The 16,902-nt window shown below is 42.6% G+C and carries 19 protein-coding genes; 7 read left to right on the top strand and 12 right to left on the bottom strand.

The features are described 5' to 3' along the window. Positions 1–72: 72 nt before the first annotated feature. The 4 genes from B9L23_RS18145 to B9L23_RS18160 all read right to left on the bottom strand — a co-directional run bounded on the left by B9L23_RS18145 (position 73) and on the right by B9L23_RS18160 (position 4,610). Complete coding sequence (locus B9L23_RS18145; RefSeq protein WP_089098163.1) at positions 73–477, bottom strand: hypothetical protein; 405 nt, start codon at positions 475–477, stop codon at positions 73–75. Positions 478–647: 170 nt separating this feature from the next. Beyond that, entirely contained in the window at positions 648–1,793 is a 1,146-nt protein-coding gene (gene wecB / locus B9L23_RS18150; protein WP_089098164.1) for a non-hydrolyzing UDP-N-acetylglucosamine 2-epimerase, read from the bottom strand. A gap of 426 nt (positions 1,794–2,219) precedes the next feature. Next, positions 2,220–3,587, bottom strand: a complete 1,368-nt coding sequence (locus B9L23_RS18155) for a C40 family peptidase (RefSeq protein ID WP_211278823.1) — start codon at positions 3,585–3,587, stop codon at positions 2,220–2,222. Between the two features lie 522 nt (positions 3,588–4,109). Beyond that, a complete protein-coding gene (locus B9L23_RS18160) occupies positions 4,110–4,610 on the bottom strand; it encodes a hypothetical protein (protein ID WP_089098165.1) in 501 nt (166 codons plus the stop codon). A 211-nt stretch (positions 4,611–4,821) separates the two neighbouring features. On the opposite strand from B9L23_RS18160, the gene B9L23_RS18165 reads away from it, so the two are divergent. Next, positions 4,822–5,235 (top strand): helix-turn-helix domain-containing protein, encoded by a 414-nt coding sequence (locus B9L23_RS18165; protein WP_015865174.1) that lies wholly within the window; start codon positions 4,822–4,824, stop codon positions 5,233–5,235. Between the two features lie 173 nt (positions 5,236–5,408). On the opposite strand, the gene ssb is transcribed toward B9L23_RS18165, so the two are convergent. Then, the gene (gene ssb, locus B9L23_RS18175; RefSeq protein WP_015865176.1) at positions 5,409–5,753 is read right to left on the bottom strand and encodes a single-stranded DNA-binding protein; all 345 of its coding nucleotides are present in this window, start codon (positions 5,751–5,753) and stop codon (positions 5,409–5,411) included. 334 nt (positions 5,754–6,087) lie between these two features. Between ssb and B9L23_RS18180 the strand changes: the two genes are divergently transcribed. After that, a complete protein-coding gene (locus tag B9L23_RS18180; protein WP_015865177.1) occupies positions 6,088–6,534 on the top strand; it encodes a YwpF-like family protein in 447 nt (148 codons plus the stop codon). A gap of 10 nt (positions 6,535–6,544) precedes the next feature. Here the strand turns inward: B9L23_RS18180 and B9L23_RS18185 are convergent, their stop codons facing one another. From B9L23_RS18185 to B9L23_RS18200, 4 genes are all read right to left on the bottom strand, one after another. Further along, entirely contained in the window at positions 6,545–7,147 is a 603-nt protein-coding gene (locus tag B9L23_RS18185; RefSeq protein WP_089098167.1) for a class D sortase, read from the bottom strand. Between the two features lie 5 nt (positions 7,148–7,152). Then, positions 7,153–8,118 carry a processed acidic surface protein gene (locus B9L23_RS18190; protein WP_015865179.1) on the bottom strand — a complete coding sequence of 322 codons (966 nt, stop codon included), beginning with the start codon at positions 8,116–8,118 and terminating at the stop codon, positions 7,153–7,155. Between the two features lie 132 nt (positions 8,119–8,250). Next, positions 8,251–9,627: an aspartate kinase gene (locus tag B9L23_RS18195; RefSeq protein ID WP_089098168.1), complete on the bottom strand. Its 1,377-nt coding sequence runs from the start codon at positions 9,625–9,627 to the stop codon at positions 8,251–8,253. A gap of 80 nt (positions 9,628–9,707) precedes the next feature. Further along, positions 9,708–10,199 carry a DUF1284 domain-containing protein gene (locus B9L23_RS18200; protein WP_089098169.1) on the bottom strand — a complete coding sequence of 164 codons (492 nt, stop codon included), beginning with the start codon at positions 10,197–10,199 and terminating at the stop codon, positions 9,708–9,710. A gap of 146 nt (positions 10,200–10,345) precedes the next feature. On the opposite strand from B9L23_RS18200, the gene B9L23_RS18205 reads away from it, so the two are divergent. The 3 genes from B9L23_RS18205 (at position 10,346) to B9L23_RS18215 (ending at position 13,009) form a co-directional block, all read left to right on the top strand. After that, entirely contained in the window at positions 10,346–10,915 is a 570-nt protein-coding gene (locus tag B9L23_RS18205) for a hypothetical protein (RefSeq protein WP_089098357.1), read from the top strand. Between the two features lie 163 nt (positions 10,916–11,078). Next, positions 11,079–12,599, top strand: coding sequence for an aldehyde dehydrogenase (gene adh, locus B9L23_RS18210; RefSeq protein WP_062677833.1), 1,521 nt, complete (start codon positions 11,079–11,081; stop codon positions 12,597–12,599). 71 nt (positions 12,600–12,670) lie between these two features. After that, entirely contained in the window at positions 12,671–13,009 is a 339-nt protein-coding gene (locus tag B9L23_RS18215) for a DUF779 domain-containing protein (RefSeq protein WP_033008378.1), read from the top strand. A gap of 130 nt (positions 13,010–13,139) precedes the next feature. Here the strand turns inward: B9L23_RS18215 and B9L23_RS18220 are convergent, their stop codons facing one another. Genes B9L23_RS18220 through B9L23_RS20660 form a run of 3 tightly spaced genes read right to left on the bottom strand, consistent with a single transcriptional unit; the run spans position 13,140 to position 15,841 of the window. Continuing rightward, the gene (locus tag B9L23_RS18220; protein WP_089098170.1) at positions 13,140–14,765 is read right to left on the bottom strand and encodes an MDR family MFS transporter; all 1,626 of its coding nucleotides are present in this window, start codon (positions 14,763–14,765) and stop codon (positions 13,140–13,142) included. Then, complete coding sequence (locus tag B9L23_RS18225) at positions 14,744–15,685, bottom strand: TetR/AcrR family transcriptional regulator (RefSeq protein WP_062755562.1); 942 nt, start codon at positions 15,683–15,685, stop codon at positions 14,744–14,746. The genes B9L23_RS18220 and B9L23_RS18225 overlap by 22 nt, the downstream gene beginning before the upstream one ends. Before the next feature lie 12 nt (positions 15,686–15,697). Further along, positions 15,698–15,841 carry a hypothetical protein gene (locus B9L23_RS20660; RefSeq protein WP_015865188.1) on the bottom strand — a complete coding sequence of 48 codons (144 nt, stop codon included), beginning with the start codon at positions 15,839–15,841 and terminating at the stop codon, positions 15,698–15,700. 251 nt (positions 15,842–16,092) lie between these two features. On the opposite strand from B9L23_RS20660, the gene B9L23_RS18230 reads away from it, so the two are divergent. Together B9L23_RS18230 and B9L23_RS18235 are read left to right on the top strand one after the other, a co-directional pair. Next, on the top strand, positions 16,093–16,647 hold the full coding sequence (locus B9L23_RS18230) for a DUF3990 domain-containing protein (protein WP_089098171.1): 555 nt from the start codon (positions 16,093–16,095) through the stop codon (positions 16,645–16,647). Next, complete coding sequence (locus B9L23_RS18235; protein ID WP_015865190.1) at positions 16,638–16,886, top strand: hypothetical protein; 249 nt, start codon at positions 16,638–16,640, stop codon at positions 16,884–16,886. Before B9L23_RS18230 ends, B9L23_RS18235 begins: the two co-directional genes overlap by 10 nt. The last annotated feature ends 16 nt before the right edge of the window (positions 16,887–16,902 follow it).

Here is a 16,902-nt window from a genome sequence, read left to right on the forward strand (position 1 = left end):
CCGTTTTGAATAATGCCGTTCTTCCGCAAACTAAATAAAAAACATGCCAAAATATCTTGATATGGCATGTCATTATTCTTCTATTTTGTTCATATTCCCAAGGCGCTTGAGGCGTTCAATCTGATAATCCGCTTCCGCTTTGCAAGAAACGGGAATGTCTTCTACACCATGTTGTTTTGCCAAGTTCTCGATTTTGGCAAGCTGCTCCTCCGTCGGTGCTTCTGACAGCACTTTGTCGATAACGGAATTAATTTTATCGGCTAATTCCTCATGAAACGCTGGATTTGCTTTCAGGCGATCATCGAGGGAATGAAACCAACTGGAGTAATGCTCAATATAATCGCGCCACCGTTGCATAAATACACGCGGATCAAATCGTTGTTCATTCCATTCAATGTCCCGCATATACGCTTCAAATGTGCGGGTAATAGAACGTGTTATTCCAATTTTTACAGAACGGGGAAGATTTTTCAACATTAACTCAGAAAACCTCCGTATGTTTTCTTTTTGGGGCCAATAGACCCCTAATATTTAATTTTATCATAAGCAAGACAGAAACGAAAAGAAGTTATTTTCTATACTGTATCGGACTAATTCCGAAAAGTCCCATATTTTCCTTATTAAAAAGGATGGAGGATTCCTAGAATCTAAATGGAAAATGGTGCAGGCGGCTGTGTCACCTTGCCAAAATAATAAAGAATTGCTTCCACAATGCGCTTAGAAGCTTGCCCATCTCCGTATGGATTCGAAGCTTTCGCCATTTTTTCATATTCGTTTCGATTATTCAACAGCTCGCGGGTCATGTTGTATATCGTTTCCTCATTGGTCCCCGCTAATTTCAACGTTCCCGCTTCGATGCCTTCCGGCCGTTCTGTCGTATCGCGAAGCACTAATACCGGAACGCCTAACGAAGGCGCTTCTTCCTGCACACCGCCGGAATCGGTCAAAATAAGAAACGCTCTCGCAGCAAGATTATGAAAGTCAAACACCCCTAAAGGCTCGATTAAATGGATGCGCGGATCATTGCCAAGAATTTCATCGGCTACTTCACGCACCGCTGGATTTAAATGGACAGGATAGACTACTTGCACATCTTCATGCTCTTGAACAATGCGTTTAATCGCACGGAACATGTTGCGCATGGATTCGCCAAGATTTTCTCTGCGATGGGCAGTTAATAAAATCATGCGGTCATTGCCGATTTTCTCTAAAATATCATGCTTGTAATTTTCTGTCACTGTCGTTTTTAACGCATCGATGGCCGTATTTCCCGTAATAAAAATAGAATCAGGTTTTTTATTCTCACCGATTAAGTTTTCGTACGCTTTTTTCGTTGGCGCGAAATGAAGGTCGGCGATCACACCGGTAAGCTGACGGTTCATTTCTTCCGGAAATGGTGAATATTTATTCCACGTGCGCAACCCGGCTTCGACGTGTCCGACAGCGATTTGATTGTAAAACGCCGCAAGGCTTGCGACAAACGTGGTTGTCGTATCTCCGTGTACCAGCACTAAATCCGGCTTCACCTTTTTCATCACGTCATCGAGTCCTTCTAAGGCGCGGACGGTAATTTCCGTCAATGTTTGACGATCTTTCATAATATTTAAGTCATAATCGGGCTTTATATCGAAAATTTCTAGAACTTGGTCCAGCATTTGCCGATGCTGCGCTGTTACGGTGACAATCGGTTCAATGAACTCAGAATGTTTTTTCAGCTCCAATACAAGTGGCGCCATTTTAATCGCTTCCGGTCTTGTGCCGAAAATAGTCATTACTTTAATTTTATCAGCCATACTTTCACCTACAATGCCAAAATGTTAAGTCCGATGCAAACTTCATTCCTTACATTATCATAACCTTCCCATTTCCTCAACCGTCAACACATGGCATTCTCTACAAACCCAAAAACCTCCATAAACTTTGTTTATGGATGGGGGAACCCGAGTTAGATAAGAAGAAGTGTACTGGTGAATTTCTAAACTGAGAAAAAGAGCTTGGTGCAATCAAGGTAATGTTCATTGACATCCAAAAAGCCCGAAACAAAAATGAGTAACATCCATAACGTTAACTCTTAATGACGAACATGCATCGCTTTCTACACAACATGCGTCGCGTATATCTAGAAATGAACATCACTTCCCAAAACAAAAGGGATAGCTCTGGAAACTCCCAAGCCATCCCTTTATTTTATAAATTCCCTCTGTTAGAGTTTCCCTAATTTAGTATCGTTTTGCGCCCAAGTAACGCGCTTTCCAATAAGAATTATCCAAGCTGCTAATGGTGACGCCAGTGGAAGAGCCGCTATGAACAAATTGCCTCTTGCCGATATAAATGCCTGCGTGGGATGGGCCAGAACGGCTCGTTTCAAAAAAGACAATGTCGCCGACCGAAGGGGAGGAAACCGGCGTGCCGACGTTCCAAATCGCTGCTACTGTGCGAGGCAAAGAGATTCCTTGTTTTTTAAACAAATAAACAATAAATCCGCTGCAGTCAAAACCTACTTGCGGCGTCTCCCCGCCCCAAACATATGGTTTGCCAAGAAGTTCCGCCGCATCGGCAACAAGTTCAGTAACATCAAGCTTTCGCTGCGGTGCTTTTCCCATCAAACGCTCATATGTTTCTGCATCGACAACACCTGTTGCCTTCAGATTAACATCCCGTTGAAAACTCTTTACTGCATTTGCTGTAATAGTTCCATAATAGCCAGTGATTTGCGAATATGTAAAATAGCCAAGCTGTTTTAACTTTGTTTGCACTTCTTTCACTTTAGAACCAGTCGATCCAATTGTTAAATAGATGCCCGCTTTCGGTGCGGACGGCTGCGGTTCGGAGCTGGCTATCGCTTCGTTTATTTTCGCTAGCGTCGCACTGTCAGCCACTCCGGTAACTGGAAGTTTGTTTTTCTCCTGAAATTTGCGGACCGCCTCCGCCGTAAACGTTCCATAGTAATCCGTAATTTCCGGATATGTAAAATAACCGAGCTGCTTTAATTTTTGTTGCAATTTGCTTACTTCCATCCCTCTTGAACCTATTTTTAATGCATTTGCTTGCAAAGTTTTGTTAGATTGCTTATTCACCGCGTTTTGAATCAACTGTACAGTGCGCGCATCTGCGACTCCTGTTGCGGAAAGGCCGTTATTTCGTTGAAACTTCTTGACCGCCTCTTGCGTAATCACTCCATAATAACCAGTGATCTCCGGATATCGGAAATAGCCAAGCAACTTTAAATTTTGCTGCAGCACCTTTACATTGTTTCCGCGCGAGCCGATTTTCATTTCCGAAGTACTATAGACAACTGTTCCTTTTAACTTGGCGTATGTAGCGTCATCGACGATGCCCGTGACCGGCAAACGAACGGATGCTTGAAACGCTTTTACTGCCTGCTCGGTAATCGTTCCGAAATAACCGGTAGCAGTCGGATATGTAAAAAATCCTTTCTCCTTTAGCAGTTGCTGAAGCTCCTTTATTTGCGGCGAGCTCATCCCCACTTTCCATTCCGCTGCTTTTCCATCATCCGGCATCAGAAACAGCGCAGAGACGAAAGCGGACGTTAGCACGATCTGCCTTGGTTTCCAATTCACAATCATCTACCTCTCCCTTATTGTTCTGCTTCCCGCATTGTACAACGTTTGTCACCTTGAATCAATGCTAATTCAGCTCAATTCAACACCTTTTCGCTCTCCCCCGTGGCTGAATCTACATCGCAACAATGTCGAAAAAAGGAATCTATTGAAATTGCCCATTCTAATAGTCTGAGAGATACGACATCTTTTTAGGCAGATTCCATTTTTCGACATGCGGAAAGGTGTGAAAATTAGTCACGTATATTATTAGTATAGCGAAACTTCCCTTCCCATAGAAAGAGCATTTTTGTTTTTTTATACAAAATTTAGATAATCTTTACGAAAAAACAGCCATGTTCGCTGCCATCCAAACCAGAATAATCGCGGCGGGGAACTGGAAAACTTTAAAAAAATAATAGGGAATACCCTATTTAAGCAAGGATCAAATCGTATTGAATATCTGCGGCTTAACGTACAATCCTCATCCAAAATACCATAGGAAAAGCAGAACAAACGAGGGAAGTTCTTGAGGCGATCATAAAACAGCTACAACCGTTTATTGTTTTTTCTTGCCGGGCACATAAATAAATAAGAAATACGATTGTTGTCCAAAATATAAAGCGACTGCAAAATATAATAAATAAGCTGCCTCTCAATGGTTAATAGCTCATTGGTGTGAAGGCGGAGATATTTTTGTTGGAGCTGATTCCACTCATAGAGGGCAATTTCGAACTTTTGTTTTTGTAAATCAAGCTTTACGATAAACATATATAGTTGATTGACCGATTTAAATACGAAATACAATTGAGCATCACGAGAACACGCAATGGTGCGAAACCGCGCTTCTTCCCCCAAGAAACGGTCATGTTTTTCCTCGCTTTTTAAAAACCGCAATGAATCCGTAAAATTAGTTGGCGCAATCGTTTTCAATTTGATCGAAAATGGGCTTCGCATTTCTTTGATAAATACCCGATACGTTCCTTTCTTTCGTTTGAAACCTTTCCGCTCACTTACCATTAAATCCGCGAGATAAATATTCACCATCATCCCTCTTTTTCCTGGTTATAGTAAATATTTATCCATTTTTCGCTTATTGTACCATGATGACAGTCAACGGACAAAGATGTCGAACATTGACAAGTGGAAAAGTTTGATCTTTTTGGGAACAAATAAACAAACGTTCCTAAACAGAACACAAACCTCTTCCACGCTCTCCTATCTTTAAGTTATTGATGGATTTTATTCGAGCGTGGTGATAATGATCATGAATTTAGGAGAAAAACTAAAATATTTGCGCAAACAGCATAACTGGACACAAGAACAGCTGGCGCAACATCTCAATATATCGCGCTCACAAATCAGCAAATGGGAAAACGGGGATTTGCTTCCGGACGTGCAATCGTTGCAAAAACTAAGCAATTTATACAAAGTGAGCGTCGATTTTTTAATTGGGAAGCATACGACAAAAAAAGAGTTGCTGCGAGAGGTAAACCTTCTATATCAAACGGATCGTATTGATGAAAAAATGTTGGATATTATTGACTATTTGAGACAAAACCCAAATATGGAAAAAACGATTTACTCTCTGACCCAATTGCCGGTCAAAAAGCGAAGACATTTAGAATCGATCATCATTAAGCTAGTAAAAGAATTTTCCGATGCCATCAAATAATCACATCCAGCTATTCGCTTTGCACGGTGCAGCAACGAAAACGCCTCGATATCTACAAAAAAAAGCGCTAACGTTTCCTGCTAGCGCAAAGTTGGGGATGTTACGAGGAAACACGCTCTCTTTCTTTTGGGGAAAAGGTTGGAAGGAAAAGAATGAGGAATCATAGAGGAAATTTACGCATGTTCGATCCATTCATTCGTTTTGCCGCCCATAAACCGCACGGATTCAGCCACTACTTCTGTCACGTATACTCGTTGCCCATCTTTCTTTTCATAGTTTCTTGTCTGAATCCGCCCCATGACGCCAATAATCGAACCTTTCCGGCAGTAATTGGCTGTATTCTCCGCCACTTTCCGCCAAAGTGTACATTGAACGAAATCGGTATCAATTCCCCCTTCCGCATTGCGAAAATTTCTTGTTACCGCTAACGTAATGTTAGCGACTGCTGCTCCATCGGCGGTATATCGAAGTTCCGGATCTTTTGTCAACCGGCCGACGAGCACGACTTGATTAATCATGTTTCGACACATCCCTCCCTTCCATTTCGATGCATATTCATCATAATGGACTTCTATTTCTTCGTAAAATCATCATTTTTTAATTTTACATACCGTTTGTTTCCGCAATTATGATGGTCATACGGTCTGAACGACGTAAAATCGACAGCAAAATTCAATTTTTCTATATTCTCATCAAAAATAGACTTATCGAACCATAAAATGACAGCTCACCACATCGATACGGTTGCAATTGGATAAAATATTAAATAGATAACGGGCACGTGATACATTTTCCCTCGGTCGTTGGAATATGCTATAATTTCTACAAGGACAATGTTGACGAGGTGATGGAATGAAGACCTTCAAGCTTGTGGGGCTCTCCGTTGTTTACGATGATTTGCACCAACAAGAAATCCCGTTTATTGATGGACTGATTATTAATAAAGAAGACGGACAAAATCGCTGGCTAATCGAAACATATTTAGATAAAGAATACGAATCGATATTTTCAGAACTGCAAAAAAGAAATGACGAATTCCGTCTTCAAGTAACGATTACAAACCGAAGCAACGATCCCGCCAATATGCTCGCAACTGTTCGTTCCATCACAAGAATGAACGACCATATCAGCGTGCTTATGGATGGATTGTTAATCCGAAGCAAAACAGATTTAGCGGAAGTGGTACTTGCGGGTCTTGTAAAAAAAGGGCTGCAAGGAGAAGCATTGTTGAAGGAATTTAAACAGCAATTGAACGAGCGCCGCGGCTTTAAAAACAATGAATCAACCATAAAGGGCTAGAATCACGCATCTAGCCCTTTTTCTTTATGGTGGAAACAAGCTGCGCAATGAGAACATAGCGCTGCTTCGCTTTGCCAATAAAATGGAACGGATAGCATGTCGTCACCGTTAATGTTGGACGAGGCTTTTCGACGAGAACCGTACGGTTGTTTTCATCCACGATGCGGACTTTTTTTACTCGATAAATAAACTGCTTCATTGTTGTTTCCACAATTAATTTGTCGCCAACACCGATTTGGCCCAATTGCCGAAATACAGTATCACGATGACCGGATAGCACCATATTATTCTTATCTCGTTCTCCCGGCAAAGCGCTTTTTGGATAATGCCCAATTCCTTTTCGCAATTGCCGCTCTTCTGTTCCATGATAAATTGGTATAGAAACGCCAAGCTTTGGAATCGATAACATCCCGATTTGCTCGCCAATCTCCGGTTTGGCGGCCGTATTTATAGTCATTTGCCGAGCAATAGGCGTTTTTCCTTTCTCTTTCAACGGTTTTACAGCATCGTACCCGAGCCAATAGGAATATCCATTCCAAAGTGCCATCACCAATCCTATCATTATACAAACCAACGCACCGTACGTTTGATATGTTTTCCACCGCCCGCTCATATGTCTCACTCCGCTAATTTGCTTCTTGCGCGCCAATAAACATAAGCGCCAAGCAAAACAAACAGAAGACCAAGCAGCATATTGGCAAGATACGGAGAAGCAGTATCTGGCATTTTTTCGCCATACATTTTTTCTTTCATTTCACTTGCTAATGCGCTGGCGTCGATCAATTTTTCACCTGCTCGGAACACATATCCCGAAGTAAACATTTCTTCCGACAACTGGACATCGGAAAGCAATTCTCCTTTTTGATTGTATAGCTCGACCCGTAAATCCCGACCACCGAGCGTATCCATTGACAAAAGCCGGCGATAAGATACTTCCTGCTTGTCCCCGTTTTTCTCCAAGTAAAATTTCGGTTGTATTTCCAGCGCAGCCAGCACATCTTCCCAAATGGAAAACAATTGTTTCTGTTGCTGCTTCGTTAGCTGTGTTGCATCTTCCACTTGAAGAAACGGTTGTATGCGCGCGCTCAATGCTTCTAACTGTTGCTTCAAATTTTGGTGATGAAGCGATGCAATATGCGCAAATAAACGATTCGCTTCCTTTTCTGTAAACCCAATTGCCCCAAGCATATCATTAATTTGCTGCATTTGTTCGTTATGTCGCAAATAAAAGCCAACAGCCGCATCCAAGTCATCAATAAACGTATAATCTTGAACCGTTTCCCCAAACTGGCCAAGCAATGCTTCTAATTCTTCTTGTGTCAATTGATAGCGTGTAAGCAGCTGATGGAAATTTTCTTCTGTAATCGGTGTACCGAGCCACTGCTTTAGCTCATCCATCGTCTGAAAATCTGCGACCGTCATCTGGTAATCATCTAAATAATTTAGTAAATCTTCCATCGTCCAGCCGATGCTGCTTATGTACTGCTCTAGTTCTTGCTTTTGGATTTGCGCAAATGCATGCGGTCCGTCATGGGCGATGGTGAAAACGAAACATGCGATGATGGCGAAGAAAAATCGTTTCAATGCCGTTTCCTCCCTCATAAAATATATACATTGGTAGTATTTTCCGAACTTCTATGTCTTATGTATAAAAACATATAAAAAGAGGCGGATACGAAAGTAATGGATTACTTTTCGTTCCGCCTCTTATGTATTTTATACTTCGTTTCCTACGGAAGCCTCTTGAAAATACGCTTCATAAAGCGCGCGAACCGCATCGGCCACGACTTCTTCTTTTACGCCGAACATCATGCTTACTTCCGATGAACCTTGGTTGATCATTTCAAGGTTAATGTTTGCCTTCGCAAGCGCCGCAGTTGCTTTTGCCGCCATCCCGACGGTGCGTTCCATGCCTTCGCCAACCACCATAATCAGCGCAAGTCCATGTTCAATATGAACTTCATCGACTTCCAGCTCCGTTTGAATGCGGTCTAAAATGCGCTGCTCTTTTCCTCCTTCTAATTGATTTTCCCGTAAAATAACGGACATGTTGTCAATGCCAGAAGGAGTATGCTCATACGAAATTCCTTCATCCTCTAGAATTTGCAGCAGTCTGCGGCCAAATCCGATTTCCCGGTTCATTAAATATTTGCTGATGTTAATGCTGCAAAATCCCGTATCACTAGCGATGCCGGCAATCGGTTCGTCATGATGGTTGCGTTTGGCGACAATCCAAGTGCCTGGAGCAGCAGGGTTATTCGTATTTTTCACACAAACAGGAATGCCTGCTTTATAAACTGGTTCCAGCGCTTCGTCATGAAACACGGAAAATCCGGAATAAGAAAGTTCGCGCATTTCTCGGTATGTAATTTCTTTTAACTGGCGCGGGTTTTCGACAATGGAAGGATTGACGCAATAAATCGAATCGACATCCGTAAAGTTTTCATACACATCCGCTTTCACCCCGGCTGCTACAATCGATCCGGTAATATCTGAACCTCCGCGTGGGAATGTGACGATATTCCCTTCCAATGAGTAGCCAAAAAATCCCGGAATCACTAATACGCCGCGTCGTTTTCGTAAATGATATAGCTTTTCATACGATTCCGGCAAAATTTGCGCATTACCCGGTTCATCCGTTACAATAATTCCTGCTTCCCGCGGATTGACGTAGCTTGCTTCTAACCCTATCTCCTGTAAATAAAGCGCCATCAATCTAGCGTTATGATCTTCCCCGCTTGCTTTTATCGCGTCCATCAAGCGGCACGGATCATGACGATATTCGTTCATTTTCCAACGCAAATCCTTTTCTAGCTCCGCTGTAAATTCATCTGCCGGCAATTCCAGCTCCTTGGCGATTTCCGCATATCGTTTTACTACCGCCTGAACGATCTCATCGCATGCTGTTCCTTCCATAACCGCTTGCGCCAATTGAATAAGGATATCGGTTATTTTTATATCCTCTTTAAATCGTTTCCCCGGCGCCGATACAACAATAATGCGGCGCTCCACATCAGAGCTGACGATATCGGCGACTTTTCGAAACTGTGTGGCGCTTGCGACCGAACTTCCTCCAAATTTTGCCACTTTCATGTTCCATAACCCTTTCTGTCTGAAAATCTCTTATATTTGTTTATCATATCACACTTTTTTATCAATGGTGTCATTATTTTTTATGAATTCTGAAAATGGTATTGCTGCGAAAATGATTTTCTGCCGGTACTTACTTTTGCCTTTTGCGCCACATTGCCATTTTGCACATTGGCAATTCCTTCTTTACACACGCCATACGGAAGCCACGAACAGTTGGCGCATAAGTAATCTAAATCATCCGGCCGCACTTTTTGCGCTGTAAGCCGCACTAATTCCGATTTTAAATAAATTTCGTTTTCTTCAATTCCTAAATGGCGAATCACTTTTTGGTCCATGGAGATCACATGTTCATTCGAATTTGGATCTGCTTGGCATGCCGTTTCCCCGTGATGCGGACATGTCATGCACGTATCATCGAGCGCAGCAACGACTTGAATCGGAAAATCTTGTTCTTCATCGCGAATTTTTGTCACTACTTCCCACATTTTTTTGACAAACGACGGGCTATATCCCATTCCGCGAAATCCATGAACACATAATAAATGATGACCTCGCAGCCTTAGCGGCTTCATTGCTTTTCTCCTCCCCTTTTCTATTAGTTCCATCTTACTCAAAGAAGCTCGATTCTACAACTAAAAAAGGAAGCAACGTTGACGGTGGATACATCACCATGGCATTCTTAAAATATACAACACGAATCAGAAAGGAACTGCCAACGATGAAAATGACAAAAGAGGAAGTTGCCCATATATTGTCCATTCTCCTTCATGAATTGACCGCCCATTGGACGAAAGAAAAAGTTCATTCCGATGTGCTTGAAATCATTATGAAATTACGAATTCAAGCAGCGGATGAGAATGAATATATGCATGGATTGCTCGCCAATGTAGCATTCGCAACAGAATCGTCGCATGCTTTACAACAAGTGCTTGGAACCATGCTTGAGGAGCAATCATTTCTTTCTGCCAGAGAAATGGAGGAAATGATGAACGAAGCGCAAGCGCGAATTCGCGAGCATATATCCGAACTTATTTCCCGCTATAAAGCGCATTTCGAACAAATTGATGATACAATCGAGCGCAAAAAGCAGCTAGAACGCTCTTATTGTGCGCTTTTAATCGTCAATCGTGTCAAAACAGACTTTCTGTTTCAATTTATTCACGAACAAAATCAAAACGTCGCAAAACAACTTTTTGCGGCAAATCCAAGCGATGTGCTCGAAGCGTTCCATCATTTAAGCAGCGTATATGCTAGCCAATGGATAGAAGGACTCGAGCTGCACTACTAGATTCATCATTTTTATTTTTATAAAATTTTAAATAAATCAAAATTTGTTTTGACAAAATTGTGACAAAATGATAACTTAATTACTGGGAGAAATTTTTCACTTCATTATATTGAATGCGCTTTCTTGTAAGCGCATATAAAAAATATATAAGGGGGAAACTTGGATGATTTACGCTCAACCTGGGCAGCCTGGTTCACTGATCACGTTCAAAAAACGCTATGAAAATTTCATTGGTGGCAAATGGGTTCCACCGGTCGATGGAGAGTATTTTGAAAATATTTCCCCTGTGACAGGGCAAGCTTACTGCGAAGTGCCGCGCTCCCGAGCAGCTGATATCGAACTTGCGTTGGATGCTGCTCATGCTGCAAAAGATGCATGGGGCCGTACTTCCCCTGCCGAACGCGCGCGAATCCTCAACAAAATTGCTGACCGTATGGAAGAAAACTTGGAAATGCTCGCTGTTGCAGAAACATGGGAAAACGGCAAGCCGATTCGCGAAACGTTGAATGCCGACATTCCGCTTGCGATCGACCATTTCCGCTATTTCGCCGGTTGCATCCGTGCGGAAGAAGGCACTTTATCCGAAATCGATCACGATACGGTCGCCTATCACTTTAAAGAGCCTCTTGGGGTTGTCGGACAAATCATCCCTTGGAACTTCCCGCTTTTAATGGCAGCATGGAAACTCGCTCCAGCGTTAGCAGCTGGAAACTGCGTTGTCTTAAAACCTGCAGAGCAAACACCGACATCGATCCTTGTTTTAATGGAGTTAATTCAAGACATCCTTCCTCCAGGTGTTGTCAACGTTGTGAACGGATTCGGAGTGGAAGCTGGAAAACCGCTTGCTTCAAGCAGCCGCATCGCTAAAATTGCTTTCACTGGCGAAACGACAACAGGACGTCTAATCATGCAATACGCATCGCAAAACATTATTCCAGTCACATTGGAGCTTGGAGGAAAATCGCCAAACATCTTCTTCGAAGACGTGGCGGCAAAAGATGATGAATTTTTCGATAAAGCGATCGAAGGCTTTACGTTGTTTGCTTTAAACCAAGGCGAAATATGTACATGCCCTTCCCGCGCTCTCATTCATGAATCCATTTACGACAAATTTATGGAGCGCGCATTAGAACGTGTAAAACAAATTAAACAAGGCAATCCGCTCGATACGGAAACGATGATCGGCGCACAAGCATCTTCGGAACAATTAGAAAAAATATTATCGTACATTGATATCGGCAAACAAGAAGGCGCCGAATTGCTTGCCGGCGGGGAACGTAATATCCTAGAAGGCGACTTAAAAGACGGATATTACGTAAAACCGACCGTCTTTAAAGGCCACAATAAAATGCGCATTTTCCAAGAAGAAATTTTCGGACCAGTCGTTGCAGTCACTACATTTAAAGACATGGACGAAGCATTAGAGATCGCCAATGACACATTGTATGGCTTAGGTGCAGGCGTATGGACGCGCGACATTAATACCGCTTATCGCGTTGGCCGCGGCATTCAAGCAGGACGCGTCTGGACAAACTGCTACCACATGTATCCTGCACACGCAGCATTCGGAGGCTATAAGCAATCCGGATTCGGCCGCGAAACACATAAAATGATGCTTGAACATTATCAACAAACGAAAAACTTGCTTGTCAGCTATTCACCGAAAAAACTAGGACTCTTCTAATTTTTAGGCAGCGTGTCATTCACGCTGCCTTTCCTGCCATCCATCTTTTTTATTTTAGGAGGGAGATTGCGATGAGTAATCAGCCAAAAGTAATCGCGACAGAGGCCGCTTTGGAGCTGATTGAAAAGTTAAAAGCAAAACACGGACCGTTAATGTTTCATCAATCCGGCGGGTGTTGCGATGGAAGTTCACCGATGTGCTACCCGCAAGGCGAGCTGATCGTCGGCGATTCCGATGTATTGCTTGGCGAAATCGGCGGCTGTCCGTTTTACATTTCGAAAGCGCAATACGAATATTGGAAACATACGCAGCTCATTATCGACGTCGTTCCGGGGCGCGGCGGCATGTTTTCGTTAGAAGGTCCAGAAGGCGTCCGTTTTCACACACGCTCAAAAGTGTTTGACAGTTGATCACCGCTTCGTAAATAAAGCGACAAAACGCACCAGCACACCGTCAACAACACCACATTTTCCTTCTTAGCAAAAAACCTCCCACTAACCGTTACCCATCGCTTCCACAAAAAGAAACTGCCGCGGAGGTTTAGCTCTGCGGCAGTTTTTCCTTTTCGGCCATTTCTTGCAACTGTTGTCTATCAGATAGCTTGATATTCTTCAACCCAAATACGAGCACTGTTCCACCAATGACAAAAACAAGCCCGAATAGGAAAACCGAATGAAGCGAATCCACGAGCGACTGTTTTAAAATCGGCACAAATGTTTCTCTCATTTGCGGCGGTATTTTCTCTAAGGCCTCCGGGCTAAGCAAAATCGAATAAAGCCCTTGCGGATCATCATGAATCATATGGGCAAACCGGTCCACCATTCCTTTTGCTTGCACCGGAAGCGACTGAAGCATTGGCATGAGGCGGTCGTCAAGCAGCTGGCTCGATCGATGGTTCATAATCGCCCCTAAAATCGTCATTCCGAACGTCCCGCCGATCGAACGGAAAAATTGGCTTGAGGAAGTGACGACGCCAAGCTCAGACTTTGGAAAACTCTCTTGCAAAGCGAGCGTTAAAATCGGCATCACTAACCCCATTCCCAGTCCTAAAATGATCATATACAACGTGGCCGTCCATTTGGACGTATCCACATCCATCGTGCTTAATAAACCGAACCCTGCCGCCATAATGGCCATACCGATCATCAGCTGCGGTTTTACGCCGATTTTATAAACGATTCGGCCGCCAATGACGCTTCCGATAATCATCGTAATCATCATCGGCGTCATAATCGTGCCAGACTGGGTGGCGCTTACTCCGACCACTCCTTGCATAAAAAACGGAACGAACATAACCGCGCCAAACATGCCGACACTCATTAAAAAGCCAATTCCATTTAATACGGTAAACGTGCGGTGTTTAAATAAATGCATCGGCAAAATCGGTTCTTCCGCTTTCCTCTCTACAAATACAAACAGCGTTAAAAAGACAAGCGCCGCCGCAAACAAGGCAATGATCTGCCATGATGTCCATTCATACTTATCCCCGCCAAACGTTAACGCTAAAAGCAGGCTAACCACGCCGACAACCATCGTAAACATCCCGGCAAGATCAAATTTCACTGGCCCCTCGGTTTTATATTTGCTCAATCCCATCGCAATAAAAATGGTTGCTAAAATCCCGACAGGAAGATTAATGTAAAATACCCAGCGCCAATTTAAATGGTCGACGATAAAACCGCCAACTTGCGGGCCGATGACGGAGGCAAGGCCGTATAATCCACCGAAAACCCCTTGCCATTTCGCACGTTCTTTTCCCGTAAACACATCCCCGATGACGATCATTGCCATCGGCATCATAATTCCCCCGCCGATTCCTTGCAGTCCGCGGTAAATAATGAGCTCTGTCATATTATCCGCCATGCCGCAAAGGGCGGAGCCAACCATAAAAATGACGAGTCCTGTCACATAAATGACTCGTCTGCCTAATAAATCCGCAAGTTTTCCGGCAATCGGCACGATCGTGGTCGATGTCAACATATAAGCGGTCGTCAGCCATATCATTAAACTTAATCCGCCAAGCTCTCCAACGATGCGCGGCATCGCCGTTCCGACAACCGTTCCTTCCAATGCTCCAAAAAACATGGCAATCATAAGGCCAGTAATTAATATCGTTCGATGTCGAATGGTGCTTGACTGCATTTCTAATTCATTTCCTTTTTCCATTTTCGTCTCTCCCATCTATTCGCTGTCATATATTGTTGGATAACTTCTGTCAACGATGCTAAATCATCAGCTAATAGCGGAATATGTTGATTTTCGATATATAATAAAATTCCTTTCACCACATATTTCCTTGGTGCCGACTCTTCATTCATTAACTCTGCTTCTAACGCATCAAGCGCGTCATGAAGTTCGTGCTGTATTTTTTTATCGAGTGAAAACGATAAAATCTTTTTTTGCATATGGGCAATGTGGGCGCTGATCTTTTCTCGCAATACACGGCGTTCTTTTTCTTCTATTTCCATCAACGGCTTTAACATTTCTTTGTTTAAAATCGGCGATTCTTCATGCGAAAAACTCGCAATGATCGCATCCAAACGCCGTACGAGAAAACGCGCTAATTCTTCGGCATGAAACTTATTTGCCTGCAAAATGAAACAAAATATATATTGCCGAATCATGCCGTTTAACATCGTCGCCACATCAAGCACGTACCGCTCTACCTCTGTTCCGTATACTTCGATGAGACGGTCGCAATACCAAGAAAAGATGTTAGCATACTGCTTCAATAAATAATGGTGAATATCGTGGCTAATTTTTGGAAGCTGTTCGTTCATCATCATTTGCAAAAAGTCTTTATGCTCATGCATATTCGCAAAATGTGCGGCGATTTGCTGAATAAACCGCTCTTTTTCTGAACTGCTATCCTGTGAAATGGCGGTGATGTTTGCCATCATTTTTTCAAAATAGTGCCGTATGATAGCGAGCATTAAGTCTTCTTTTGACGAAAAGTGATGATAAAACGCTCCTTTCGAAATCCCCCACGCATCAACGATATCTTGAATCGATGTCGAATGGTATCCTTTTTCAGCAAACAATTTCATCGCTGTTTCGATAAATTGCACTCTCCGGCCTGCTGTCATGCCCGTCATCTCCTATAAAGAGGAACTTTTCGAAATACCTGGCTCGATGCATTGCCGATACGATGGCAATGAGATGCGAGGTTTCGCAATTTCCGCACGCACGCCGCGCTGCCGAAGCCATTGAACAATTCGTTGATAATTCGTTTCCTTTTTCATTGGACTTCGCTCCTAACGATAATATGACTAGACAGTCAAAAATATTATAAAACAGCGGTATATATTTATCAACTTATTTTATAACATGATTCTATATAAATTATGACCCATCAGTCACAGAAATTAAAAAGAGCTCCTGTTGTACACAAACGTTAAGTAGATCATCGGCCAACGCCTGCTTGGCGATGGCAAAAAACATTTCTTGTGCCTTATAATTCCGTGTTATAATTTATAAAAGGGGTCATTGTATTGTGCATATCATTTACGATTATAGTTTGCCCTTATACCATGGCACGATCCATTTATATGCTGATATCATTATGAAACATGGTATAAGAATATTTCCTAGACGCAAAGGCAGTACAGATTTTGGATCGGGTTTTTATTTGACTGCGAATTTTGCTCAAGCTAAAGAATGGGCAAAACGTAGAACGGAAAGACCTATTCCTGTTCAGCCAATGCTCGAGTTATCTGGAATTACGATTCGTGATTTTCTTGGAATGAAAAAGACCTTTGAACCGACTGTACTCAAGTTTGAGATTACAAATACAGAGAATTGGATAAAATTAGAACATAAAATTTTTAATCATGATCATGATGATTGGAAACAGTTTGTATGGATGATGAGACAAGGAAATCTCCCTTTGCCGCAATATGATTGGATTTACGGACCAGTAGCAGATGGCGGTTTGCAATCCACAGATTATCATGATATACGTGCGTATCAAAATAAAAACCAGTTAGCGGTTTTGACGTATAAGGCAGTGCAATATCTAACGATTTCGGAGGTGATTACATGCCTGTAGCCGATAACGCAAAACTTCAAAAAGAGATTGATGTAATGGTTCAGCACATCATTCGTGAACTAATGACCGAATTCGGAAAGAGTAAAACAGAAGCCATTCATTTAGTCGAACAATCCAATGTAAAAAAATTGTTAATGCAAGACCCAGCAGGATTTCATGACTCCCCTTATCATTGGGCCTTAAGCATACTGACCGACCAAGATGATGTAGAAGCTTTGGAAAAACATTTATACCATTAGAAGTAGGTCCCTACTT

The organism is Parageobacillus galactosidasius, from assembly GCF_002217735.1.
Classification (GTDB): domain Bacteria; phylum Bacillota; class Bacilli; order Bacillales; family Anoxybacillaceae; genus Parageobacillus_B; species Parageobacillus_B toebii.

Coding starts and splice junctions, on each gene's coding strand:
- B9L23_RS18145 (WP_089098163.1), bottom strand. CDS start 477: ATGTTGAAAAATCTTCCCCGTTCTGTAAAAATTGGAATAACACGTTCT.
- wecB (WP_089098164.1), bottom strand. CDS start 1,793: ATGGCTGATAAAATTAAAGTAATGACTATTTTCGGCACAAGACCGGAA.
- B9L23_RS18155 (WP_211278823.1), bottom strand. CDS start 3,587: ATGATTGTGAATTGGAAACCAAGGCAGATCGTGCTAACGTCCGCTTTC.
- B9L23_RS18160 (WP_089098165.1), bottom strand. CDS start 4,610: ATGATGGTGAATATTTATCTCGCGGATTTAATGGTAAGTGAGCGGAAA.
- B9L23_RS18165 (WP_015865174.1), top strand. CDS start 4,822: ATGATCATGAATTTAGGAGAAAAACTAAAATATTTGCGCAAACAGCAT.
- ssb (WP_015865176.1), bottom strand. CDS start 5,753: ATGATTAATCAAGTCGTGCTCGTCGGCCGGTTGACAAAAGATCCGGAA.
- B9L23_RS18180 (WP_015865177.1), top strand. CDS start 6,088: ATGAAGACCTTCAAGCTTGTGGGGCTCTCCGTTGTTTACGATGATTTG.
- B9L23_RS18185 (WP_089098167.1), bottom strand. CDS start 7,147: ATGAGCGGGCGGTGGAAAACATATCAAACGTACGGTGCGTTGGTTTGT.
- B9L23_RS18195 (WP_089098168.1), bottom strand. CDS start 9,627: ATGAAAGTGGCAAAATTTGGAGGAAGTTCGGTCGCAAGCGCCACACAG.
- B9L23_RS18200 (WP_089098169.1), bottom strand. CDS start 10,199: ATGAAGCCGCTAAGGCTGCGAGGTCATCATTTATTATGTGTTCATGGA.
- B9L23_RS18205 (WP_089098357.1), top strand. CDS start 10,346: ATGAAAATGACAAAAGAGGAAGTTGCCCATATATTGTCCATTCTCCTT.
- adh (WP_062677833.1), top strand. CDS start 11,079: ATGATTTACGCTCAACCTGGGCAGCCTGGTTCACTGATCACGTTCAAA.
- B9L23_RS18215 (WP_033008378.1), top strand. CDS start 12,671: ATGAGTAATCAGCCAAAAGTAATCGCGACAGAGGCCGCTTTGGAGCTG.
- B9L23_RS18220 (WP_089098170.1), bottom strand. CDS start 14,765: ATGGAAAAAGGAAATGAATTAGAAATGCAGTCAAGCACCATTCGACAT.
- B9L23_RS18225 (WP_062755562.1), bottom strand. CDS start 15,685: ATGACAGCAGGCCGGAGAGTGCAATTTATCGAAACAGCGATGAAATTG.
- B9L23_RS20660 (WP_015865188.1), bottom strand. CDS start 15,841: ATGAAAAAGGAAACGAATTATCAACGAATTGTTCAATGGCTTCGGCAG.
- B9L23_RS18235 (WP_015865190.1), top strand. CDS start 16,638: ATGCCTGTAGCCGATAACGCAAAACTTCAAAAAGAGATTGATGTAATG.